This is a genomic window from Alicycliphilus denitrificans K601, from assembly GCF_000204645.1.
In the GTDB taxonomy this organism is placed as follows: Bacteria; Pseudomonadota; Gammaproteobacteria; order Burkholderiales; family Burkholderiaceae_C; genus Alicycliphilus; species Alicycliphilus denitrificans.
In genome coordinates this window covers 4,665,001-4,688,605 of the sequence record NC_015422.1, presented here as the reverse complement: position 1 = coordinate 4,688,605, position 23,605 = coordinate 4,665,001, and the positions used below count along the sequence as shown (strand labels likewise).

At 68.1% G+C, this 23,605-nt stretch carries 18 protein-coding genes (1 of these 18 cut by a window edge); 13 read left to right on the top strand and 5 right to left on the bottom strand.

Features of this window, described 5'->3' with window-relative positions:
- Positions 1–89: 89 nt before the first annotated feature.
- Positions 90–572: a cytochrome c-550 PedF gene (gene pedF / locus ALIDE2_RS22165; RefSeq protein WP_013520861.1), complete on the bottom strand. Its 483-nt coding sequence runs from the start codon at positions 570–572 to the stop codon at positions 90–92.
- 367 nt (positions 573–939) lie between these two features.
- Here pedF and ALIDE2_RS22160 point away from each other — a divergent pair, with 367 nt between their 5' ends.
- The gene (locus ALIDE2_RS22160) at positions 940–2,913 is read left to right on the top strand and encodes a sigma-54-dependent Fis family transcriptional regulator (RefSeq protein ID WP_013520860.1); all 1,974 of its coding nucleotides are present in this window, start codon (positions 940–942) and stop codon (positions 2,911–2,913) included.
- A 228-nt stretch (positions 2,914–3,141) separates the two neighbouring features.
- Here ALIDE2_RS22160 and ALIDE2_RS22155 read toward each other — a convergent pair whose 3' ends face one another.
- The 3 genes from ALIDE2_RS22155 to ALIDE2_RS22145 all read right to left on the bottom strand — a co-directional run bounded on the left by ALIDE2_RS22155 (position 3,142) and on the right by ALIDE2_RS22145 (position 6,857).
- Positions 3,142–3,744 (bottom strand): Plug domain-containing protein, encoded by a 603-nt coding sequence (locus ALIDE2_RS22155; RefSeq protein WP_049787108.1) that lies wholly within the window; start codon positions 3,742–3,744, stop codon positions 3,142–3,144.
- 82 nt (positions 3,745–3,826) lie between these two features.
- The gene (gene exaC, locus ALIDE2_RS22150) at positions 3,827–5,353 is read right to left on the bottom strand and encodes an acetaldehyde dehydrogenase ExaC (RefSeq protein ID WP_013723205.1); all 1,527 of its coding nucleotides are present in this window, start codon (positions 5,351–5,353) and stop codon (positions 3,827–3,829) included.
- A 304-nt stretch (positions 5,354–5,657) separates the two neighbouring features.
- Positions 5,658–6,857, bottom strand: coding sequence for a mechanosensitive ion channel family protein (locus ALIDE2_RS22145; RefSeq protein ID WP_202190509.1), 1,200 nt, complete (start codon positions 6,855–6,857; stop codon positions 5,658–5,660).
- 201 nt (positions 6,858–7,058) lie between these two features.
- On the opposite strand from ALIDE2_RS22145, the gene leuS reads away from it, so the two are divergent.
- The 3 genes from leuS to holA are packed head-to-tail and all read left to right on the top strand — an operon-like array spanning position 7,059 to position 11,376.
- Positions 7,059–9,764, top strand: coding sequence for a leucine--tRNA ligase (gene leuS, locus ALIDE2_RS22140; protein ID WP_013723204.1), 2,706 nt, complete (start codon positions 7,059–7,061; stop codon positions 9,762–9,764).
- Positions 9,764–10,276: an LPS-assembly lipoprotein LptE gene (locus ALIDE2_RS22135; RefSeq protein WP_013520856.1), complete on the top strand. Its 513-nt coding sequence runs from the start codon at positions 9,764–9,766 to the stop codon at positions 10,274–10,276. Before leuS ends, ALIDE2_RS22135 begins: the two co-directional genes overlap by 1 nt.
- Positions 10,277–10,296: 20 nt before the next feature.
- A complete protein-coding gene (holA, locus tag ALIDE2_RS22130) occupies positions 10,297–11,376 on the top strand; it encodes a DNA polymerase III subunit delta (protein WP_013723203.1) in 1,080 nt (359 codons plus the stop codon).
- A 201-nt stretch (positions 11,377–11,577) separates the two neighbouring features.
- Here holA and ALIDE2_RS22125 read toward each other — a convergent pair whose 3' ends face one another.
- Entirely contained in the window at positions 11,578–11,862 is a 285-nt protein-coding gene (locus ALIDE2_RS22125) for a hypothetical protein (protein ID WP_013520854.1), read from the bottom strand.
- A gap of 312 nt (positions 11,863–12,174) precedes the next feature.
- On the opposite strand from ALIDE2_RS22125, the gene legP reads away from it, so the two are divergent.
- From legP to ALIDE2_RS22080, 9 genes are all read left to right on the top strand, one after another.
- A complete protein-coding gene (gene legP / locus ALIDE2_RS22120) occupies positions 12,175–13,482 on the top strand; it encodes a Dot/Icm T4SS effector Zinc-dependent metalloprotease LegP (RefSeq protein ID WP_013723202.1) in 1,308 nt (435 codons plus the stop codon).
- Positions 13,479–14,540 carry an MvdC/MvdD family ATP grasp protein gene (locus ALIDE2_RS22115; protein ID WP_013723201.1) on the top strand — a complete coding sequence of 354 codons (1,062 nt, stop codon included), beginning with the start codon at positions 13,479–13,481 and terminating at the stop codon, positions 14,538–14,540. The genes legP and ALIDE2_RS22115 overlap by 4 nt, the downstream gene beginning before the upstream one ends.
- Positions 14,482–14,817, top strand: coding sequence for a hypothetical protein (locus tag ALIDE2_RS22110; protein ID WP_013520851.1), 336 nt, complete (start codon positions 14,482–14,484; stop codon positions 14,815–14,817). The genes ALIDE2_RS22115 and ALIDE2_RS22110 overlap by 59 nt, the downstream gene beginning before the upstream one ends.
- A 71-nt stretch (positions 14,818–14,888) precedes the next feature.
- Complete coding sequence (locus ALIDE2_RS22105) at positions 14,889–16,169, top strand: glutamate-5-semialdehyde dehydrogenase (protein WP_041701746.1); 1,281 nt, start codon at positions 14,889–14,891, stop codon at positions 16,167–16,169.
- A 60-nt stretch (positions 16,170–16,229) separates the two neighbouring features.
- Complete coding sequence (gene trkA, locus ALIDE2_RS22100) at positions 16,230–17,705, top strand: Trk system potassium transporter TrkA (RefSeq protein WP_013723199.1); 1,476 nt, start codon at positions 16,230–16,232, stop codon at positions 17,703–17,705.
- Position 17,706: 1 nt separating this feature from the next.
- A complete protein-coding gene (locus ALIDE2_RS22095; RefSeq protein ID WP_013723198.1) occupies positions 17,707–19,173 on the top strand; it encodes a TrkH family potassium uptake protein in 1,467 nt (488 codons plus the stop codon).
- A 67-nt stretch (positions 19,174–19,240) separates the two neighbouring features.
- On the top strand, positions 19,241–20,536 hold the full coding sequence (gshA, locus tag ALIDE2_RS22090; RefSeq protein WP_041701177.1) for a glutamate--cysteine ligase: 1,296 nt from the start codon (positions 19,241–19,243) through the stop codon (positions 20,534–20,536).
- A gap of 95 nt (positions 20,537–20,631) precedes the next feature.
- Positions 20,632–22,503 carry a potassium transporter Kup gene (locus tag ALIDE2_RS22085; RefSeq protein WP_013723196.1) on the top strand — a complete coding sequence of 624 codons (1,872 nt, stop codon included), beginning with the start codon at positions 20,632–20,634 and terminating at the stop codon, positions 22,501–22,503.
- 133 nt (positions 22,504–22,636) lie between these two features.
- Positions 22,637–23,605, top strand: the 5' portion of a protein-coding gene (locus ALIDE2_RS22080; RefSeq protein ID WP_041701176.1) for a benzoate/H(+) symporter BenE family transporter. The gene runs 231 nt beyond the window's last position; the window shows 969 of its 1,200 coding nt (coding positions 1–969); it begins with the start codon at positions 22,637–22,639; the stop codon falls past the right edge of the window.

The window sequence follows — 23,605 nt, the reverse complement described above, 5'->3', positions numbered from 1 at the left end:
TTGAGTGCGCGGCATTGAAGGCAGACACCGGCAAATATGACGTACGGCAAGGGTTGGGAGATTGTGGGTCGCGGCGCAAGCCAGGGCCGTCATTGCCCGCGCCGGACTTCCAGGTAGGTGCGTATGGCCCAGATCGCCTCCTGGGACAGCGTGCCCTCGAAGGGCGGCATGTAGACGCGCCCGTCACGCGTACGCCCGCGCCTGACCGTGCCCAGGTAATAGTCGTCCATGTCGGTGTAGCAGGCGGCTTTCTTGCCGGCATCGGCCAGGCCGCTGCATTCCTCGTCGAACTTGCGCTGGCCCGGGGCGATGCCGCCAGAGACGGCCTCCAGGCCATGGCAGCGGGCGCAGTTCTGGTTGTAGGCCGAGCTGCCGATGCGCAGGGCCTCCTTTTGCGCCGCACCCTTGCTGCAGGGGTTCGCCTCCAGCCATTTGCTGCCTAGTTGCGGCAGGCTGCTGGTGTCTACGGCCTGCGGCACCACGTCGCCATGGGCCATGGCAGTTGCCGCGCTGTAGGCAAGGATGAGGGTCAGCAGTTGGCGTTGCAGAAAACGCAGGGAAATGACGCGCATGGATGTCTCCTGTTGAGAGAAAGGGATTTCCCCGCAACGGAGCAATATGCGGACCAGATCAAGGTGCCTGCACATGGGAGCGATGTACAAGTGCGTGCGGGCACAAGGCCGTGCAGCGGGGTGTTGCAGCTTGGAGCAATCGGGTGCGCTGCTGGTTGGAACACTTTTTGCTGCAACGATCCTGGCCGCCTTCGGGCTCTGGAGCCGGGGGCAAATCCCCGGAGTACTCCAAAGTTTCGTGAGGGCATGGAGAAAAAATGCCCGGGATCCGGGGAGGCCTTGTATATCTACGCACATGCACCAGGCGGCTTTCCGCCACATGGGGCAATAAAAAGCCGGGCCCATCGAGCCCGGATCTGGAGACATGATGAGCATCCCTCTTTCTGGCCCATTGGCACAGCGACAGGGTCCAGCCCCCGGCACCTTGGGGGCGACCCAGGATTACACGGAGGTCATAGGCAAGGCGCATCAGCGTTCCCAGCGCTATGGCGTCGTCGCCTGGGAGAGACCGGACTTCTCCACGTCGGCGCAGTGCGACCTCAACGACGTGGTGGAGAACAACCGCTTCCTGTTCCAGTACGCCGCGCCGGTCATGGAGACGCTGTACGAGCAGATCGCCAACACCCACAGCATGGTGCTGCTGACCACCGCGCAGGGGCTGGTGCTGCATTCCCTGGGGGACAAGGACTTCCTGGAAAAGGCCTCCCGCGTTGCCCTGGCGCCCGGCGTGGACTGGTCGGAAAAGGCCAAGGGCACCAATGCCATAGGCACGGCCCTGAGCGAGGAGACGGCGGTCACGGTGCACGGCGAGCAGCACTACATGCACGCCAACCACGCGCTGACCTGCTCGTGCGCGCCGATTTTCAACCCCCATGGCCAGGTCGTCGGCGCGCTGGATGTCTCCGGCGACCACCGCAGCTACCACCAGCACACCCTGGCCCTGGTGCGCATGTCGGCGCAGATGATCGAGAACCAGATGTTCGCCGGCAGCTTTCCCAAGGCGGTACGGCTGCACTTCCATGCGCGCCCGGAATTCCTGGGCACCCTGGTCGAGGGCATCGCGGTGTTCACCCCCGAGGGGCGCTTCCTGTCGGCCAACCGCAGCGCACAGTTCCAGCTGGGCCTGCCTTTCGGCGCCCTGCAGGCGCGCACCTTCTCCTCGCTGTTCGACCTGCCGATGTCGGCCTTGCTGGAGCTGTTCGGCGGGACCTCGGATGCGCCCAGGCAGCTGCATCTGCACAGCGGCGTTTCCGTCTGGTGCCGGGCCGACGTCAAGCCGGCCGGTCCCTGGGCGGCCCCCACGTTTGCCGAGCGGCCCGCCGCGGCGCCGGCGCGCAAGGCGCAGCTGTCCTCGCTGCAGTACCTGGACACGGGCGACACCCAGGTCGCGGCGGTGATCCACAAGCTGCGCAAGGTGGTGGACCGCGACATACCGGTGATGATCCTGGGCGAGACCGGCACCGGCAAGGACCTGCTGGCCCAGGCGTTTCACAACGATTCCGCGCGGGCGCGCCAGCCGTTCGTGGCGGTCAACTGCGCGTCCATTCCCGAATCCTTGATAGAGGCCGAGCTGTTCGGCTATGAGGAGGGCGCCTTCACCGGCGCGCGCAAGAAGGGCGCCATCGGAAAGATCGCCCAGGCCCACGGCGGCACCCTGTTCCTCGACGAAATCGGCGACATGCCCAAGCATCTGCAGGCGCGGCTGCTGCGCGTGCTGCAGGAGCGGCGCATCAGCCCCCTGGGGGCGGGCAAGGAGGTGGACGTGGACGTGGCGGTGGTCTGCGCCACCCACAAGAACCTCAAGGACCTGATCGCGCGCAGCGACTTCCGCGAGGACTTGTACTATCGCTTGAACGGCTTGGTGGTGCGCCTGCCGGCGCTGCGCGAGCGCACGGATTTCGAATGCGTGGTCAGGAAGCTGCTCAAGTCGCTGTGCGACGACGGGCAGCATGTCGGTATCTCCGAGCCGGTCATGGAACTGTTCCGCAGCTACCACTGGCCCGGCAACGTGCGCCAGCTGCACAACCTGCTGCGCACGGCGGTGGTCATGGTGGGCCGCGAGGGGGAGATCGCGGCCGAGCATCTGCCCGACGATTTCCTGGAGGAGCTGCATGCGATGCAGGCGCCGGCCCTTGCCCCCGCATGCCCGTTACCCGAACTCGTCCTGCCAGGCGATGCCGGCGCCGACGGCCACAGCCTGCAGGACGTCACCCTCCATGCCATGGCACAGATGTTGCGGCTGCACAAGGGCAATGTATCAGCGGCGGCCAAGGCCCTGGGGGTCTCCCGCAACACCATCTACCGCAAGAAGAACCTGCTGCCGCCGGACTTGCTGAACTGATTTGGAGCTTTGGCAGGCCATGGCGCATGCCACGGGAGTCGGCGGCCCATTGCGCGGGCGCGACGCCGCCCGCGTCCTGGGCGTCCATGTCCACGTGGTTGGCCACCACCGTCCAGTGGCTGTATTCGCCGCTGCTGGTGTCCAGCCGGGCGTTGAGCAGGTTCTTGTCGGCCGCGCTCTGGCGCCGGTAGCCGTCGGTCAGGTAGCGGCTGGCGCTGACCGTGTAGCCTACGCCGCCGCTCTCTCCGTGGCCTTCAGCCCCAGGCGCTTCTGGCCATTGCTGCCCATGGCGAAGCTGCTGTGCAGCTGCGGCGCGCCCTCGCCGCGTTCGGTGTAGGCCTGTATCACGCCGCCCGAGGCATTGCCGTACAGCGTGGAATAGGGGCCGCGCAGGACTTCCAGGCGCTCCAGCGACGACAGGTCGATGTGGTTGGCCTGGCCCTGGCCGTCGGGCATGGTGGCCGGGATGCCGTCCATGTACACCTGTATGCCGCGCACGCCGAAGGTCGATCGGGCCCCATGGCCGCGGATCGACAGCTGCAGGTCCTGCGCGTAGTTCTGGCGGTTCTGTATCAGCATGCCGGGCACGTTGCCCAGCGACTCCGACAGGTTCACCTGCCATTGGCGTTCGCGCAGCTGCTGCCCGCCCACCACGGTCACGGCGGCGGGGGCCTTCTCCACGGCCGTGGGCGACAGGACGCTGCGCACCGTGACTTCGGGCAGGGCAGGGGCCGCGGCCTCCTGCGCCGCCGCGCCCTGGACGCACAGCAGGCCGCAGAGCGCGGCGCGCAGCGGCCGGCCGGCGGCCGTGCAGAGCTGGTTCAGACGCATGTTCCACTCCTTCCATGGTGGCGCGGCCCCCACGCTCCGCCGCTGCGGATGCTGCATCACCGGCGCATGGGGGTGGCGGGGGTCAGAAGAAGCCGAGCGCCTTCGGGCTGTAGCTGACGAGCAGGTTCTTGGTCTGCTGGTAGTTGGACAGGGCCTGCTTGTGGTTCTCGCGGCCGATGCCCGACTTCTTGTAGCCGCCGAAGGCGGCGTGCGCGGGGTACAGGTGGTAGCAGTTGGTCCACACGCGGCCCGCCTGGATGGCGCGGCCCATGTGGTAGGCCTGCATGCCGTTGCGCGTCCACACGCCGGCGCCCAGGCCGTAGTCGGTGTCGTTGGCGATGCGCACGGCGTCCGCCGCGTCCTTGAAGATCGTCACCGAGGCCACGGGGCCGAAGATTTCCTCCTGGAACACGCGCATGCCGTTCTGGCCGTACAGCAGAGTGGGCTTGATGAAGAAGCCGTCGTTGATCTCGCCGCCCGCGCGCAGGCGCTCGCCGCCGGTCAGGCACCGGGCGCCTTCCTGGCGGCCGATGTCGATGTAGCCCAGGATGCGTTCGAGCTGCTGCTGCGACACCTGCGCCCCCACCATGGTGCTCTTGTCCAGCGGATGGCCCTGCTTCATGGCCTCGACGCGCGCCACGGCGCGCTCCATGAAGCGCTCGTAGATCGACTCCTGCACCAGGATGCGCGAGGGGCAGGTGCAGACCTCGCCCTGGTTCAGCGCGAACATGGAGAAGCCTTCGAGCGCCTTGTCCAGGAACTCGTCGTCGGCGTCCAGCACGTCGGCGAAGAAGATGTTGGGGCTCTTGCCGCCGAGCTCCACGGTGGAGGGGACCAGGTTGTCGGCCGCGGCGTGCAGGATGCGCTGGCCCACGGCGGTGGAGCCGGTGAAGGCGATCTTCGAGATGCGCCTGCTCGTGGCCAGCGCCTCGCCGGCCTCCTTGCCGAAGCCGTTGACGATGTTCACCACGCCCGGGGGCAGCAGGTCGGCGATCAGCTCCATCAGCACCATGATGGAAGCGGGGGTCTGCTCGGCGGGCTTCATCACCACGCAGCAGCCCGCGGCCAGCGCCGGGGGCAGCTTCCACGAGGCCATGAGGATGGGGAAGTTCCACGGGATGATCTGGCCGACCACGCCGATGGGCTCGTGGAAGTGGTAGGCGACGGTGTTGGCGTCGATCTCGGAGATGCCGCCCTCCTGCGCGCGGATGCAGCCCGCGAAGTAGCGGAAGTGGTCGATGGCCAGCGGAATGTCGGCGGCCATGGTCTCGCGCAGGGGCTTGCCGTTGTCGATGGTCTCGGCGATCGCCAGCAGCTCCAGGTTCTGCTCCATGCGGTCGGCGATCTTGAGCAGGATGTTGGAGCGCTCGGTCACCGAGGTCCTGGCCCATGCGGCCTGCGCGGTGTGGGCGGCGTCCAGGGCCAGGTTCACGTCGTCGGCGTCCGACCGCGCCACCGTGCAGAACGGCTTGCCGGTGATGGGGGAGACATTGTCGAAATAGCGTCCGGCCAGCGGGGCCACCCATTTGCCGCCGATGAAGTTGTCGTACTTTTGCTTGTAGGGGTAGCGGGCCTCGAGGTTGAAATACTTGAGCTCGAACATGTCCATGGTGATCTCCTGTTGGGTTGATGGTCGGTGAGGGCAAGAAGACCGACTGCCCGGAGACATACAAACTCTGTGCCAAGCCCCGGATGGCGGGGAAGGGCGCCAAAAGCGCCCGAACCGGGGCCTTCGTGCTGCCGACTGTCACGAATCGCTACGCATGTGTCCCAGATTGCGCCACTGCCGCCATGCCCTGGTACACATGCCCCGCCGCCCCCGGCCTTTCTCCTCCTGGCGACGGCGGGGCATCCAGAAAATCAGTGAAAATTGCCGTAAACCGCCGAATGACAAGCGCTGGCAGCTATTGTTTTCATTGCATCGCGGCCCGCTGCAGGCCCGCCCGTATGTCGCCCCCCGTCGGGCTCTGGTACATCCGCAGGTCGAACTCGGGCAGCACGGCGATCAGGTGGTCGAAGATGTCGCCCTGGATCGCCTCGTACTGCACCCAGGCCGTGGTGGCGGTGAAGCAGTACAGCTCCAGCGGCACGCCCTCGGCCGTGGGCTCCAGGGCGCGCACCATCAGCGTCATACCCTGGTGGATGCCCGGGTGGGCCCGCAGGTAGGCCTGCACGTAGGCGCGGAAGGTGCCGAGGTTGGTCAGCCGCCGCAGGTTGGCGGGAGCGGCGGCGTCCTCGCCCAGGGCGGCGTTGGTGGCCTGCACGGCCTCGCGCTTGTGCGCCAGGTAGGGCGCCAGCAGGGTGATGCGCGACAGGCGGTCGATGTCCTCGTCGCTCAGGAAACGCACGGTGGTGGTGTCGAGCCGCAGCGTGCGCTTGATGCGCCGCCCCCCGGACTCGCTCATGCCGCGCCAGTTGCGGTAGCTCTCGCTCATCAGCCGCCAGGTGGGGATGGTGGTGATGGTCTTGTCCCAGTTCTGCACCTTCACCGTGTGCAGGGCGATGTCCACCACGTCGCCGTCGGCGCCCACCTGGGGCATCTCTATCCAGTCGCCCACGCGCAGCATGTCGTTGGACGAGAGCTGCACGCCCGCGGTGAACGAGAGGATGGTGTCCTTGAACACCAGCATCAGCACCGCCGACATCGCGCCCAGGCCCGACAGCAGGATCAGCGGCGAGCGGTCGATGAGCACCGCCACGATGACGATGGCCCCCACCAGGGTCAGCGCCAGCTTGCCCAGCTGCACGTAGCTCTTGATGGAGCGCGTGCCCGTGGGCGCGCCGCCCGGCGCCTGCTCCAGCAGGACGGCGTCGAGCAGGGCGTTGAGCGTGCGCACCAGCTGCAGCACGGTGAGCGCCACGGCCAGGTTGCGGATCACCGCGAAGGCCACCGGATCCAGGTGCGGCACGGCGCCGATGCCCGCCTGCATGACCAGCGACGGCACCACGCGCGCCAGCCGGCGCAGCACCTGGTCGTGCCAGACCACGCGCGCCCAGCGCACGTCCATGCGTTCGCGAATGCGCGGCACCATGTGCAGCAGAAGGTACTGCGCCACGGCCTGGGCGACGTAGGACAGCAGCAGCAGGCCCGCCAGGCCGATGGCCGCCTGCATCCGGGGGCTGAACGAACCCAGCAGCGCGAGGGTGGTCTCGGTCAAGAAAAACTCCTTGCAATGGAACGGCACGCCGGCCCTTGCGGGCGGGCGGTGCGGGGTGGAATGGGGGATGAACGCCTAGAATTGGGCGCAACTGATGCTTAGTGTGACCGCTGCGCCGCAGCGCAGTTCCCCGCAGTCCCTTTTTCTCCAGCTTCCATGCAAGACAAATACAACCACACCGAGGTGGAGCGCGCAGCGCATGCCCACTGGAACGCCAGCGACGCCTACCGCGTGGCCGAGGACGCGGCCCGGCCGAAGTTCTACGCCTGCTCCATGCTGCCCTACCCCAGCGGCAAGCTGCACATGGGCCATGTGCGCAACTACACCATCAACGACATGCTCACGCGCAGCCTGCGCATGAAGGGCTACAACGTGCTCATGCCCATGGGCTGGGACGCCTTCGGCCTGCCGGCCGAGAACGCCGCGCTCAAGAACGGCGTGCCCCCGGCGCGGTGGACCTACGAGAACATCGCCTACATGAAGCAGCAGATGCAGGCCATGGGCCTGGCCATCGACTGGAGCCGCGAGGTGGCCACCTGCGACCCCGATTACTACAAGTGGAACCAGTGGCTGTTCCTCAAGATGCTGGAGAGGGGCATCGCCTACCGCAAGACCCAGGTCGTGAACTGGGACCCGGTGGACCAGACGGTGCTGGCCAACGAGCAGGTCATCGACGGCAAGGGCTGGCGCACCGGCGCGCCGGTGGAAAAGCGCGAGATCCCGGGCTATTACCTCAAGATCACCGACTACGCGCAGGAGCTGCTCGACCACGTGCAGATCGGCAACGAGAAGGCGACCCTGAACGGCTGGCCCGACAAGGTGCGGCTGATGCAGGAGAACTGGATCGGCAAGTCCAGCGGCGTGCGCTTCGCGTTCACGCACGACATCGAGGGCGCGGACGGCAAGCCGATCCAGGACGGCAGGCTCTACGTGTTCACCACGCGCGCCGACACCATCATGGGCGTCACCTTCTGCGCCGTGGCGCCCGAGCACCCGCTGGCCCAGCACGCGGCGGCCGGCAACCCGCGGCTCGCCGCCTTCATCGAGGAATGCAAGAAGGGCGGCACCACCGAGGCCGAGCTGGCCCTGAAGGAAAAGGAGGGCATGCCCACGGGCCTGTTCGTCACCCACCCCCTGACGGGTGAGCAGATCGAGGTCTGGGTCGGCAACTACGTGCTCATAAGCTACGGCGACGGCGCCGTGATGGGCGTGCCCGCGCACGACGAGCGCGACTTCGCCTTCGCCCTCAAGTATGACCTGCCGATCACGCAGGTCATCCTGGTCGATGGCGAGACCTTCGACGACCAGCGCTGGCAGGACTGGTATGCCGACAAGGAGCGCGGCGTCACCATCAACTCCGACAACTTCAGCGGCCTGGGCCACCAGGACGCCGTGGCCGCCGTGGCCCATGCGCTGGCCGCCAAGGGCCTGGGTGAGCTCAAGACCACCTGGCGCCTGCGCGACTGGGGCATCAGCCGCCAGCGTTACTGGGGCACGCCCATTCCCATCATCCACTGTGAGGACTGCGGCCCCCAGCCCGTGCCCGAGAAGGACCTGCCCGTGGTGCTGCCGCAGGACCTGGTGCCCGACGGCTCGGGCAACCCGCTGGTCAAGAGCGAGGCCTTCCACGCCGGCGTCACCTGCCCCTGCTGCGGCAAGAGCGCGCGGCGCGAGACCGACACCATGGACACCTTCGTGGACAGCTCCTGGTACTTCATGCGCTATTGCGACGCCAGGAACGGCGAGAAGATGGTCGCCGAGGGCGCCGACTACTGGATGCCCATGGACCAGTACATCGGCGGCATCGAGCACGCCATCCTGCACCTGCTGTACGCGCGCTTCTGGACCAAGGTCATGCGCGACCTGGGGCTGGTGAAGGTGGACGAACCCTTCACGCGTCTGCTCACCCAGGGCATGGTGCTGAACCACATCTACAGCCGGCGCACGGCCAAGGGCGCCAAGGACTACTTCTGGCCGCACGACGTGGAACATGTGTTGGGCGATGACGGCAAGATCGTCGGCGCGCGGCTCAAGAACCCCGCCGAGAGCGGTGACGGCCTGCTGCCCGCCGGCACGCCCATCGACTACGAGGGCGTGGGCACCATGTCCAAGTCCAAGAACAACGGCGTGGACCCGCAGCACCTGATCGAGAAGTACGGCGCCGACACCGCGCGCCTGTACACCATGTTCACCGCGCCGCCCGAGCTCACGCTCGAATGGAACGACGCCGCCGTCGAGGGCAGCTACCGCTTCCTGCGCCGCGTGTGGAATTTCGGCGTCAAGCTGTCTGCTATCGATAAGGAAGCTGCCCTGAAAAGCGTGGCGGGCGCTACAAGCCTGAAAGACGTGGAATTCGGCAAGGAGGCCCGCGCCCTGCGCCTGGAGATCCACACCGTGCTCAAGCAGGTGGACTACGACTACCAGCGCATGCAGTACAACACCGTGGTCTCGGGCGCCATGAAGATGATCAACGCGCTGGAGGACTTCAAGGCCATGGACGGCGCCGGCGCCCAGGTCGCGCTGATCGAGGGCTTCGGCATCCTGCTGCGCGTGCTCTACCCGGCCACGCCGCACATCACCCACGTGCTGTGGCAGGGCCTGGGCTATGCCGGCGCGCTGGGCGATCTGCTGGACGCCGCCTGGCCCCAGGCTGACCCGCAGGCCCTGGTGCAGGACGAGCTCGAACTCATGCTGCAGGTCAACGGCAAGCTGCGCGGCGCCATTCGCGTCGCCGCCACGGCCGACAAGGCCTCCATCGAGCAGGCGGCGCTGGCCAGCCCCGACCTGCACAAGTTCGCCGAAGGCCGGGCGCCCAAGAAGATCGTCATCGTGCCCGGGCGCCTCGTCAACGTGGTGCTGTGATGCGCAGGCGCACACTGCTCGCCGGCCTGGCCGCCGCCCCCGCGGCCGGCCTGCTCGGCGCCTGCGGCTTCCGCCTGCGCGGCGCGCCGGAGTTCGCCTTCCGCACGCTGTACGTGCAGGCCCCCGCGGGCTCGGCGCTCGCGCGCGACCTCGTCCGCACCCTGCAGGGCGGGGGCGGCGAGCTCACCGTGCTCACCGACCCCGCCCAGATGCCCCAGGCCGAGGCCGTGCTGGACCTGCTCTCCGAGCGGCAGGAGCGCGTGGCCGTGGGCATGAGCTCCGCCGGCCAGGTGCGCGAACTGCAGCTGCGCCTACGCATACATTTCCGCCTGCGCGGCCAGCAGGGCCAGGAATGGATCGCCGACACCGAACTGCTGCAGCAGCGCGACATCAGCTACAACGAAACGCTGGCCCTGTCCAAGGAGGGCGAAGAGGCCATGCTGTTTCGCGACATGCGCAACGACCTGGTCCGGCAGCTGATACGCCGCCTGTCCGCCGTGAGACCCCAGTGATGCCCGCCTCACGGGGCCCTATGCAAATCCCTCTGAACCAGCTCGGCGCGCACCTGCACAAAGGCCTGCGTTCGCTCTACACGCTGCACGGCGACGAGCCGCTCTTGCAGCAGGAGGCGCAGGACGCCATCCGCGCCGCCGCGCGCGCCCAGGGCTACACCGAGCGCAGCAGCCACACCGTCGCCGGCGCGCACTTCGACTGGAGCGCGGTGCTGGCCGCGGGTGGGTCCTTGAGCCTGTTCGCCGACAAGCAGATCCTGGAGATCCGCATCCCCTCGGGCAAGCCCGGCAAGGACGGCGCCTCCGCGCTGCAGCAGATCGCCGCCCAGGCCGACGGCAACGACAGCACCCTCACCATCGTCCTGCTGCCGCGGCTGGACAAGGCCACCCGCACGGGCGCGTGGTTCTCGGCCCTGGAGGCGCACGGCGCCACCGTGCAGATCGACCCCGTGGAGCGCGCCGCGCTGCCGCAGTGGATCGCCCAGCGTCTGGCCGCCCAGGGTCAGCGCGTGGCCCCGGGCGAGGAGGGCCAGCGTACGCTGCAGTTCTTTGCCGATCGCGTGGAGGGCAACCTGCTGGCCGCACACCAGGAAATACAAAAGCTCGCGCTGCTGCACCCCCCGGGCGAGCTGGCCTGGGAGCAGGTCGAGGCCGCCGTGCTCAACGTCGCGCGCTACGACGTGTTCAAGCTCAGCGAGGCCGTGCTCTGCGGCCAGGTGGCGCGCGTGCAGCGCATGCTCGACGGCCTGCAGGCCGAGGGCGAGGCCGAGGTGCTGGTGCACTGGGCCTTGGCCGAGGACATACGCGCCTTGAAGCGCGTGAAGGACGCCATGAACGCCGGCAAGCCCCTGCCCATGGCGCTGCGCGAAAACCGCATCTGGGGCGCCAAGGAGCGCCTGTACGAGCGCCTGCTGCCGCAGGCGGGCGACGCGCAGCTGGCGCGCCTGGTGCACTCCGCCCACGTCGTGGACGGCATCGTCAAGGGCCTCAAGGTGCCGGACTGGCCCACCAGCGGCTGGCAGGCGCTCTCGCGGCTGGCGCTGCAGATGTGCCGGCTGGGGCAATCCGCCGCACCCGCTGCCAGGCCTCAATTTCGATAGCTGCCAGCGCTTGCCTGGCAAGGGCTAGGAGCCTGGACGGCAGAAGGCGTCGAAGCGAAACGTGCGAAAAACGAAGACAGCGTGGTGATGCCAACAAGCCCATAGCCGAGCCATGGGCGCCGTTGGGAGCATCGCGATGGACCGTTTTCTCGCGCGTTGCAGCCGACGCAGCTTCTGCCGCCCAGGCTCCTAGGGGCATTTTCAGCCCATGAGCACGCCGCGCGCCTTGTCCACCCACAGCTGCAGGCTGTCCACCACGCCCTGGTGGCTGAAGGAGCAGCTTTCCTCGGTGAACAGGGCGCCGGCTTCCAGGCGGTCCAGCAGGCCCAGCAGCACCTCGCCGTAGCGCGGCGGCAGGGCCGCGAGCAGATCGGCGTGGCCGCGCGCGGCGGAGCTGAAGGCGTGGGGGCTGGTGCGCATGTCCTGCAGGGCGCGCAGATCGTGCTGCAACTGGTCGAGCTGATGGGCGGCGAGTGGGGCGGGCATGGTGCGTAGCGTAGCGTCAGGTTGGCTCTCCAGTGCGCCGGGACGGGGTGCCTTCGGCATGGCGTAACGCTGCGTACGCTTGTTGCACTGGTGTTACCTGCGTCAGCTTGAGATTACAAAACGCGTGCGTGAAACTGGATCGCCGCGGCCCGCTGCCGCGGAAGTACTGGCGTATCCAGGGCCTTGCCGGCTGTGTGGGTGCGCACTACGCGTTGGAGCATGGTCCCAAGCACGGCCGTCATGGCTCCGACCACTGCAGGCGAGTCCGCCTCCGTGGCGGATCGACACGCACTTCGGCGAGGAGAAATGATCATGGCAACACGACAAGAAACCGGGCGCGGCCCGGCCGGCAAGTCCGGTGGCGGCGATCAATGCGAATGCCGTTCGGGCCCGCTGGCGGGCACGGCCTTCGTGGGGCTGCGGGGCCTCAACAACACGACGGGCAAGTGGCTGCACTATGCCGATGTCGATGGCCAGGCGATCTTCGAAGGGGACATCGTGCTGGGGAGCGTCGCCGACATGCAGGCGGACGAGTCGGGCAACCCGGTGCTGTTCTCGGTCGGCATCACCAGCCCCGATGGCGTGCAGTTCCGCTGGGCCAATGGCCGCGTTCCGTACGAGATCGACGCCGCCCTTCCGAACCAGGCGCGGGTCACGGACGCCATCGCGCACTGGGAGGCGAACACCGTCATCCGTTTCGTCGCCCGCACGCCGGCCAATGCCGCGCAGTACCCGGACTACGTGCGGTTCGTGCCCGGCAGCGGGTGCTCGTCGAATGTCGGGCGCCGCGGCGGTGCGCAGTCGATCACCCTGGGCACGGGCTGCACGCTGGGCAACGCGATCCATGAGATCGGGCACGCCGTTGGCCTGTGGCACGAGCAGAGCCGGGAGGACCGCGACCAGTTCGTGCAGGTCAACTGGGCGAACATCGATCCGGCGATGCAGCACAACTTCAACCAGCACATCCAGGACGGCGACGACCTGGGCGCGTACGACTTCGGGTCGATCATGCATTACCCGGCGACGGCCTTCTCGACCAACGGGCAGCCCACGCTGGTGCCGCGGGTGCCGCTGCCGCCGGGCGTCACCATGGGGCAGCGCACGGGCCTGTCCGCCGGCGACATCGCGGGCGTCCTGGCCATGTATCCCAATGTGCGGCCGACGATCAAGGAGATCGCCAAGGATCCGATCCGCGATACGGTCAAGGAAGTGCGCAAGGATCCGATCAGCGACACGGTCAAGGAGATTGCCAAGGATCCCATCCGTGACACGATCAAGGAGGTGCGCAAGGACCCGATCAGCGACACGGCCAAGGAGATCGGCAAGGACCCGATCAGGGAAACGGTCAAGGAGGTCGGCCGGGACCCGATCGGCCCTGGCCCCGGCCCGCTGATCAACCCGGCCGCCGGCGGGATTGCCACGCCCTTCGTGCTGGCCGGGGCGAGCCGCCAGCCGCAGATGGACAACCCCGGCGATGCGATGCAGCAGGCGGCCGAGCAGCTGGAGCAGCTCGCCGCCGCCCACCAGGAGGCCCAGGCCGCCGCCGATGCGCTGGCGCTGGAGCTGGAGCAGGCCCTGCAGGCCTGGCGCGCGATGGGGGGCGGCGAGGGGACGGCATGATCGTCGTCGTCTCCTACCCGGGCGAGGAGCACACCGACGCCGTGTGCGCGCGCCTGGCCGCCGCCGGGGAGCCGGTCCACCGGCTGGACCTGTCGGAGTTCCCCGGCCGGCGGCCGCTGGCCTTCGGCTGGCCCGGCCATGGCGCGCCGTCGCTGCAACTGCTGGGCGAGGAGCCCATCGACCTGGCGACGGCCGATGCCGTGTGGTGGCGGCGTGTGCGCCCCTTCGAGATAGACCCCGCGGTGGGGCCCGCCGACCGGCGCCAGTTCGCCCACAGCGAGACGGAGCAGGCCGTGCTGGGCATGCTCGATTCGATCGACGCGCCGTGGATCAATCCCCGCGGGGCCGACGATGCCGCGCACCGCAAGCCGCTGCAGTGGACGCAGGCCGCGGCCGTCGGCCTGACGCTGCCGCCGACCTGCGTGACGACGTCCGCCGATGCCGCGCGCGCCTTCTGCGACGCGCACCGCGGCGCCGGCGTGGTGTTCAAGCCCTTTCTCGCCAGCATCGCGGACTGGCGCGAGACCCGCCTGGTCGAGGCCGAGGACCTTGCGCGCCTGGAACTGGTGCGGCTGGCGCCGGTGATCTTCCAGCGCTGCATCCAGGGCGTGGACCTGCGCGTCACCGTGATCGGCGAGGCCATCTTTGCCGCCGAGATCGACGCCCGCGACAGCGACTACCCGACCGACATGCGCATGGTGATCGGCCAGGCGAAGATCCGTGCCGTCGAATTGCCCGCGGCATTGGCCGCCCGCCTGCTGGCCTTGATGCGGCGGCTCGGGCTGGTCTATGGCGCGATCGACTTGAAGCAGGACGCCCGCGGCGACTATTATTTCCTGGAGGTGAATCCCGCCGGCCAATGGCTGTTCGTGGAGTCGCGCACAGGCCTGCCGATCACGCAGGCGCATGCGGACGCGCTGCGCAGGCTCGCTGCCGGGCAGCGCCAGCGAAGGCGCCACGGCCCTTCATCATCCCAACCTATCAGGTCACGCCAAGACGATGCCCCATCTCGAAGGTCAGGTGCTATGGCCCAGCGACGCACCGCCGAGCGGCGCTGAGCTGGTGCTCACGGTCGAGCTGCGCGACGTCGGGCGCCAGGACGCCGCGGCGCCGCTGGTCGCGCAATATGCCGCCCCGGTGCGCGCGCCGGTGCATGGCGACGCCAGTGCGTTTCGCCTGGACTGGGCCGACCCGGCGGGCCTGCTGGGCCGGCCCACGTCCGAGCTCGCGCTGCAGGCGCGCGTCCTGGACGGCCGCGGCACGCTGCGGTACATCAGCACGGAGCATGTGGCCGCCGCGCAAGGCGCGTGCGTGAAACTGCAGCGCGTGGGCTGACGCGCGGCGCTCCCGCAATGGGCGGCCCAGGCCATGGCGCCGGCAGTGCCGAACTGCGCCACAATTCGCGCATGAACGCCCTGAACATCGCCGAATACACCCAGACGTTGGGTTTACAAGCAAAAGCCGCTTCAGCGCTTATGGCGCGTGCGCCAGCAGCTATTAAAAACAAAGCGTTGCTGGCGCTCGCCCGGCTGCTGCGCGAGAACGTCGGCGCGCTGCAGCTGGACAACGCGCGCGACCTGGAGCGCGCGCGCGCCGCGGGCCTGGCGGAGCCCATGGTGGACCGCCTGAAGCTCACGCCCAAGGTGATCGAGACCTGCGCCCAGGGCTGCGAGCAGCTGGCGGCCATGCCGGACATCATCGGCGAGATCATCGGGATGAAGCAGCAGCCCAGCGGCATCCGCGTGGGCCGGATGCGCGTGCCCATCGGCGTCTTCGGCATGATCTACGAGAGCCGGCCCAACGTGACCATCGAGGCGGCGTCCCTGAGCATCAAGAGCGGCAACGCCTGCATCCTGCGCGGCGGTTCCGAGGCCATCGACTCCAACCAGGCGCTGGCACGGCTGGTGGCTCGGGCGCTGGCCGAGGCCGGCCTGCCCGAGCACGGCGTGCAGCTGGTGCAGACCACCGACCGCGCGGCGGTGGGCCAGCTGATTGCCATGCCCGAGTACGTGGACGTGATCATCCCGCGCGGCGGCAAGGGGCTGATCGAGCGCATCAGTGCCGAGGCCAAGGTGCCCGTCATCAAGCACCTGGACGGCAACTGCCACACCTACGTGGACGACCCCTGCGACGTGGACATGGCCGTGAACGTGGCCGACAACGCCAAGACGAACAAGTACAGCCCCTGCAACGCGAGCGAGGGCCTGCTGGTGGCGCGCGGCGTGGCGGCCGGGTTCCTGCCGCGGATCGGCGCCGTCTACGCCGCCAAGGGCGTGCAGATGCGCGGCGACGCCGAGGCGCTGGCCATCCTGCGCGCCGTGCCGGGCGCCGACCTGGCCGAGGCCACCGAGCAGGATTGGAGCGAGGAGTACCTGGCGCCCATCATCAGCGTGAAGGTGGTGGCGGGGCTGGATGAAGCCATCGCGCACATCAACCGCTACGGCAGCCACCACACGGACGCCATCCTCACGCGCGACCACATGCACGCGCAGCGCTTTCTGCGCGAGGTGGATTCGGCCAGCGTGATGGTCAACGCCAGCACGCGCTTCGCCGACGGCTTCGAGTACGGCCTGGGCGCCGAGATCGGCATCAGCACGGACAAGTTCCACGCGCGCGGGCCCGTGGGCATCGAGGGCCTGACGTCGCTCAAGTGGGTGGTGCTGGGCGAGGGCGAGGTGCGGGGCTGATTAGCTCCTGACTTAATAGCTGATAGAGCGTATCCACATTGGTCTAGAGGCCAATTTCATATGAAAATCATCATCCTGGGCGCGGGCCGCGTGGGCCAGAGCGCGGCGGCCAGCCTGGTGTCAGAGAGCAACGACATCACCGTCATCGACACCGATGCCCAGCGCCTGCGCGACCTGGAGGCGCGCCTGGATCTGCGCGGCGTGGTAGGCAACGGCATAGACCCGGCCGTGCTGGCCGAGGCCGGCGCGCGCGACACCGACCTGCTCATCGCCTGCGCGGCGCAGGACGAGACCAACCTGGTCTGCGCCAAGGTGGCGCAGATGCAGTTCAACGTGCCGAGCTGCATCGCGCGCGTGCGCACCAACGGTTTCGAGGACGGCAGCGCGCTGCTCTCGCGCGAGGGCTTCGCGGTGGACCACATCCTGTGCCCCGAGAACTCGCTGGTGCGCTACATCGGCAAGCTCATGGAATACCCCGGCGCGTTGCAGGTGCGCGAGTTCGCCGACGGGCGCGCCTGCCTGGTGTCGGCGCGCGCGCGCGCCGGCGCGCCGGCCGTGGGCCTGGAGATCAAGCTGCTGCGCGAGCAGATGCCGGACGTGGCGGTGCGCATCGTCGCCATCTACCGGCGCTTTCCCGACGAGCCCGACCGCTTCGTGCCCTGCGACGGCGCCACGCGCATCGAGCCGGGCGACGAGGTGTTCGCGCTGGCCGGCCGCGAGCGCGTGCCCCAGGTGCTGGCGGCGCTGCGCATGCGCCCGGGCCAGCCGCCGCGCGTGGTGCGCCGCATCATGATGGCCGGCGGCGGCGTGGTCAGCGAGCGCCTGGCGCGCGCCCTCGCGGCCGAGCAGGGGCGCTTCAACATCAAGATCATCGAGCACGACGCGCAGCGCTGCGTGGCGCTGGCGTCGAACCTGCCCGAGGAAGTGCTGGTGCTGCAGGGCGAGTCGTCGGACGAGGAGCTGCTGGGCGAGGAGGGCATCGAGGAGGTGGACTTCTTCCTGGCGCTGTCCAACGACGACGAGAACAACATCATGTCTTGCCTGCTGGCTAAGCGCATGGGCGCGCGCCGCGTGCTGGCGCTCATCGACCGCCAGGCCTATGCCGAGCTGATGCACGGCACGCAGATCGACATCGCCCTGACGCCCGCGCAGGCCATGCTGGGCGAACTGCTGGCCTACACGCGCCAGGGCGACGTGCAGGCAGTGCACAGCCTGCGCCGCGGCGTGGCCGAGGCGCTGGAGATCGTGGCGCGCGGCGACCGCAAGAGTTCGCGCGTGGTGGGCCGGCGCGTGGAGGATCTGTCGCTGCCGCCGGCTGTGCACATGGGCCTGATCGTACGCGGCCTGCCCGACCCGGACGCGCCGCCGCCGCCCGAGGGCGCCATCGTGCCTGTGCAGCCGCGCACGCCCGAGGTCATCATCCCGCGCAGCCACACGGTGATCGAGAGCAACGACCATGTGGTGTTCTTTCTGCCGAACAAGCGCCTGGTGCGCGAGGTGGAAAAACTGTTCCGCGTGAACGCCATCTTCTGCTGAAATGCGCGACCTGTTCCCCGTCCTGCGCGTGCTGGGCATGCTCATGTGCATGTTCTCCCTGGGCATGGTGCTGCCGGGCCTGCTGTCGTGGTGGCTGCAGGAGGCGGTGTGGCGCGTCTACCCGGCCTCCGTCCTGGCGACCCTGGGGGCGGGGCTCGTGCTGTGGTGGCTCCTGCGCGGCCACCGTCAGGAGCTGCAGCCGCGCCACGGCGTGATCCTGGTGACGCTGGTGTGGGTGCTGCTGCCGCTGTGCGCCAGCCTGCCACTGTGGCTGGCCATGGCGCAGCTGGGGCAGCCGATCACGTTCACGCACGCGTACTTCGAGGCCGTCTCGGGCCTGACGACCACGGGCTCCACGGTGCTCTCGGGGCTGGATGCGCTGCCACTGTCGGTCAACTTCTGGCGCACCTTCCTGCAGTGGATGGGCGGCATGGGCATCCTGATCCTGGCCGTGGCCGTGCTGCCGCTGCTGGGCGTGGGCGGCAGCCAGCTCTTCAAGGCCGAGGCCGCGGGCCCCATCAAGGACACCAAGCTCACGCCGCGCATGACGGAGACGGCCAAGGGGTTGTGGGGCGTGTACGCGGCGCTGTCCGTCGTGTGCGCGCTGTGCTTCTGGGTCGGGGGCATGACGCCCATGGACGCCGTCATGCACATGTTCACCACCGTGAGCTTGGGAGGCCTGTCCTCGCACGACGCGAGCTTCGCCTTCTTCGAATCGCCCGTGCTGGAGGCGATGGCGGTGTTCTTCATGCTGGTGGCCAGCTGCAACTTCACGCTGTACTTCGTGGCGCTGCGCAAGGGCCACTGGCGGGGCTTCTGGCGCGACCCCGAGGTGCGCGCCACCATGGCGGTGCTGATCGGCGGGGGCTTGCTGGTGGCACTGCTGCTGTGGGCCAACGGCGTGTACGAGCCGCTGCAGGCGCTGCGCCACGGCATGTTCCACGTGGTGTCCGTGGCCACGACCACGGGCTACGCCACGCAGGACTACCTGGCCTGGCCGGTGTTCGCGCCGGTGTTCATGCTGCTCCTGTCGGGCGTGGCCACGAGCGCCGGATCGACGGGCGGCGGCATCAAGATGGTGCGCATGCTGATCCTGGTGCAGCAGGCGCGCCGCGAGCTCACGCGCCTGGTGCACCCGCGCGCCGTGCAGCCGGTGCTGTTGGGCGGGCGCGTGGTGGACAACCGCATGATCTTCTCGGTGCTGGCCTTCATGCTGGTCTACGGCGCCACGGTGATCGTGCTGAGCATGGTGCTGCTGCTGACCGACCTCGACCCGCTGACGGCATTCTCCGCCGTGCTCGCCAGCGTGCACTGCACGGGGCCGGGGCTGGGCACGATAGGCCCGAGCTCCAACTACGCGGGGCTGACCGACTTCCAGATCTGGATCTGCACCCTGGGCATGCTGCTGGGGCGGCTGGAGATACTGAGCTTCATGGCGCTGCTGTCGCCCGCGTTCTGGCGTCGGTGAACTACGTACGGGAGGCGGCGTGCCGCGTCCCTACAATGCGGCGCTTGACTGCAATACCTGGGGTTATATGGTTCCGCACCTCGTCACCGCACTCACAGGCCCGATCAACGAGCTGGAGCAGCGCATCCTGGACTCCATGCCGGCCATCGAGCGCTGGTTCCGCCTGGAGTGGATGGAGCACACGCCGCCGTTCTACAGCTCGGTGGACATCCGCAATGCCGGCTTCAAGCTGGCGCCCGTGGACACCAACCTGTTTCCCGGCGGCTGGAACAACCTGACCGACGAGATGCTGCCGCTGGCGGTGCAGGCGGCCATGGCGGCCATCGAGAAGATCTGCCCCGAGGCGCGCAACCTGCTCATCATCCCCGAGAACCATTCGCGCAACACCTTCTACCTGGCCAACGTGGCGCAGCTGGTGCGCATCTTCAACATGGCTGGGCTCAACGTGCGCGTGGGCTCGATCAGCCCGGACATCAAGAAGACCACCACCATCACGCTGCCCCACGGCGAGACGGTGACGCTGGAGCCGGTGATCCGCACCAAGCGCCGCCTGGGACTGAAGAACTTCGATCCCTGTACCATCTTGCTCAACAACGACCTGTCGGCCGGTGCGCCGGGTATCCTGGAGGAGCTGTACGAGCAGTACCTGCTGCCGCCGCTGCACGCAGGCTGGAGCGTGCGCAGGAAGAGCCACCATTTCAAGAGCTACGAAGAGGTGGCCAAGCGCTTCGGCAAGATGCTGGGCATAGATCCCTGGCTCATCAACCCGCTGTTCGGCAACGTAGAGGGCGTGGACTTCAACCAGGGAACGGGCATGGAGGGGCTGGCCAGCGTGGTCGACGCGCTGCTCGCCAAGGTGCGGCGCAAGTACAAGGAATACGGCATCAAGGAAAAGCCCTTTGCCGTCGTCAAGGCCGACAACGGCACCTACGGCATGGGCATCATGACCGTGCACGACGCCAAGGAGCTCGAAGGCCTGAACCGCAAGACGCGCAACAAGATGGCCGTGATCAAGGACGGTCAGGAGGTGCACGACGTGATCGTGCAGGAGGGCGTGCTGACCCAGGAGCGCGTGCACGAGGCCGTGGCCGAGCCCGTGGTCTACATGATGGACCGCTACGTGGTCGGGGGCTTCTACCGCATGCATGCCGAGCGCGGCGTGGACGAGAACCTGAACGCTCCCGGCGCGAGCTTCGTGCCGCTGGCCTTCCAGCACAGCACCCAACTGCCCCAGCCCGGCGCCCGCCCGGGCGCGAGCGCGCCCAACCGCTTCTACATGTACGGCGTGATCGCGCGCCTGGCCATGCTGGCCGCCAGCTACGAGCTGGAAGCCACGGACCCCGAGGCCGAGATCTACGACTGAACGCCCGCATGCGCCGCCTGCGAGGGCGGCGCACAATGGCGGCCACGCAAAAGAACCCAGGAACTTCTGGTTCTTAAGACCAGGGGAATCGCACCGTGCAAAACACCAAATCGTCGTTGGCCTTTAGGACCCTGGGCGCCATCGGCGTCGTGTATGGCGACATCGGCACCAGTGTGCTGTACACGCTCAAGGAAGTGTTCGGCTCGGGCCACGTGCCGTTCACGCACGCCAACGTGTACGGCGTGCTGTCCATCGTGTTCTGGACGCTCACCATCATCGTCTCGCTGAAGTACGTGGTCTTGGTGTTGCGCGCCGACAACAACGGCGAAGGGGGGCTGGTCGCCATGCTGGCGCTGGCCTCGCAGTCGGTCAAGGACAAGGCGCCCGCCCTGCGCAAGTGGATGCTGGCGATAGGCATCTTCGGCACCTGCCTGTTCTATGGCGACGGCGTCATCACGCCGGCCATCACAGTGCTGTCGGCGGTGGAGGGCCTGGACGTGGTCTCGCCCACGTTCCGCAGGGCGGTGATACCGCTCACGCTGCTGATCCTGTTGGGACTGTTCCTGCTGCAAAAGCGCGGCACGGCGGGCATAGGCCGGTTCTTCGGGCCGGTCATGGTGCTCTGGTTCCTCTCCATCGGGGCGCTGGGCGTCTACCACATCGCGGGCCACCCGGAGATCTTGTTCGCCTTGAGCCCGCACCACGCGCTGCGCTTCATTGCGCACCAGCCTGGCACCACCTTCATCATCCTGGGGGCGGTGGTGCTGTGCGTGACCGGCGGCGAGGCGCTGTACGCCGACATGGGCCACTTCGGGCGCCAGCCCATCCGGCTGGCCTGGTTCTCCATCGTCATGCCCGCGCTCACGCTGAACTATTTCGGCCAGGGCGCGCTGCTGCTGGCCGAACCTGAGGCCGTGGCCAACCCGTTCTTCCACCTGGCGCCGGACTGGATCACGCTGCCGCTGGTCGGCCTGGCCACCGTGGCGGCCGTGATCGCCTCGCAGGCGTTGATCTCGGGGGCCTTCAGCGTGACCAAGCAGGTGATCCAGCTGGGCTACCTGCCGCGGCTGCAGATACAGCACACGAGCACCTGGGACACGGGCCAGATCTACATGCCTTTCGTCAACTGGGCCTTGTTCGCCATGATCGTGCTGGCCGTGGTGCTGTTCCGCTCGTCGAGCAACCTGGCGGCGGCCTATGGCATTGCGGTGACGCTGGACATGACCATCACCACCGTGCTCACCTTCTTCGTCGTGCGCTACGGCTGGGGCTACCCGCTGGCGCTGTGCGTCGCGGCCACAGGCTTCTTCTTCACCGTGGACATCCTGTTCTTCGGCTCCAACCTGCTCAAGCTGGTCGAGGGCGGCTGGTTCCCGCTGCTGCTCGGCGGCCTGGTGTACACGCTGATGATGACCTGGAAGCGCGGGCGCGAACTGCTCAACAAGGCCCTGCAGGACACGGCGCTGGGGCTGGCGGAGTTTCTGGAGTCGCTGTTCGTCGCGCCGCCAGCGCGCGTGGACGGCACGGCGGTGTTCCTGACCAGCGAGCCGGGCATCGTGCCCAACGCCCTGCTGCACAACCTCAAGCACAACAAGGTGCTGCACGAGCAGAACCTGTTCGTCACTGTATGCAACCACGAAACCCCGTGGATAGGCATGGACAAGCGGCTCGAAGTGGAGTCACTGGGCCACGATTGCTGGCAGGTGATGGTGCACTACGGCTTCAAGAACGACGTGAACCTGCCGCGCGCGCTCTCCAACATCACCGGCCGCGGCATCAAGCTCGACCCCATGGGCACGAGCTACTTCCTCTCGCGCGAGATCGTCATGCCCACCCTTGGCCGGGGCATGGCGGCCTGGCGCGAAAAGCTGTTCGCCCAGATGCACCACAACGCGGGCGCGGCGGCTGAATTCCTCAACCTGCCCAGCAACGCGGTGGTCGAGCTGGGCGGCAAGATCGAAATCTGAGCAGCCGTCGGCACGGTGCATTCCATATTCCATTGTTTTAGCCTCCAACCCTTGTGTGGAAAGCGGCGGAAGCTATTATTTTGATAGTTTCATGCGCTCCGCGAGCCGGAGGGCGGTGCCACAATCCGCCGCTATGCAGTTTTTCAAAGACCTGAGCCTGTCCGCCTTCACGGCAGGCTTCGTGGCCGTGCTGGTGGGTTTCACCAGCTCCGTGGCCATCGTGTTCCAGGCGGCGCAGGCGTTCGGCGCCACGCCCGAGCAGATCACGTCCTGGATGTGGGCGCTGGGGCTGGGCATGGGTCTGTGCTCGCTCGTGCCCTCGCTTATCCTGCGCCAGCCGGTCATGGTCGCCTGGTCCACGCCGGGCGCGGCCGTGCTGGCCACAGCGGGGCTGGCGGGGGGCTTTTCCATGGGCGAGGCCGTCGGCGCCTTCATGGTCTGCGCGCTGCTGATCACGCTGGCCGGCGTCACCGGGTGGTTCGAGCGGGTGATGAGCCGCATTCCCATGGAAATCGCCTCGGCGCTGCTGGCGGGCGTGCTGGCGCGCTTCGGCATGCAGGCCTTCGCGGCCCTGCAGACGGCGCTGCCGCTGGTGCTGGCGATGCTGCTCGCCTACCTGCTGGCGCGCCGCCTGCTGCCGCGCTATGCCGTGGTGCTCACGCTGACCGCGGGCATCGTCTGGGCGGCGGCCGGCGGGCAGATGCGCTGGTCCGCCGTGCACCTGGCGCCGGCCATGCCGGTATTCACCGCGCCGCAGTTCAGCCTGCAGGCGCTGATGAGCCTGGCCCTGCCGCTGTTCATCGTGACCATGGCCTCGCAGAACCTGCCGGGCGTGGCCGTGATGCGCGCCACCGGTTACCAGCTGCCGGTCTCGCGCCTCATCACCATGACGGGCCTGGCCACGCTGGCGCTGGCCCCGTTCGGCGCCTTCGCCCTCAACTTCAGCGCCATCACCGCCGCCATCTGCATGGGGCCCGAGGCGCACCCCGACCGCGCGCGGCGCTACACGGCCGCGGCTTCCTGCGGACTGCTGTACATCGCCGTGGGCATCTTTGGCGCGGTGGTCACGGGGCTGCTGACGGCCTTTCCCCAGGAACTGGTG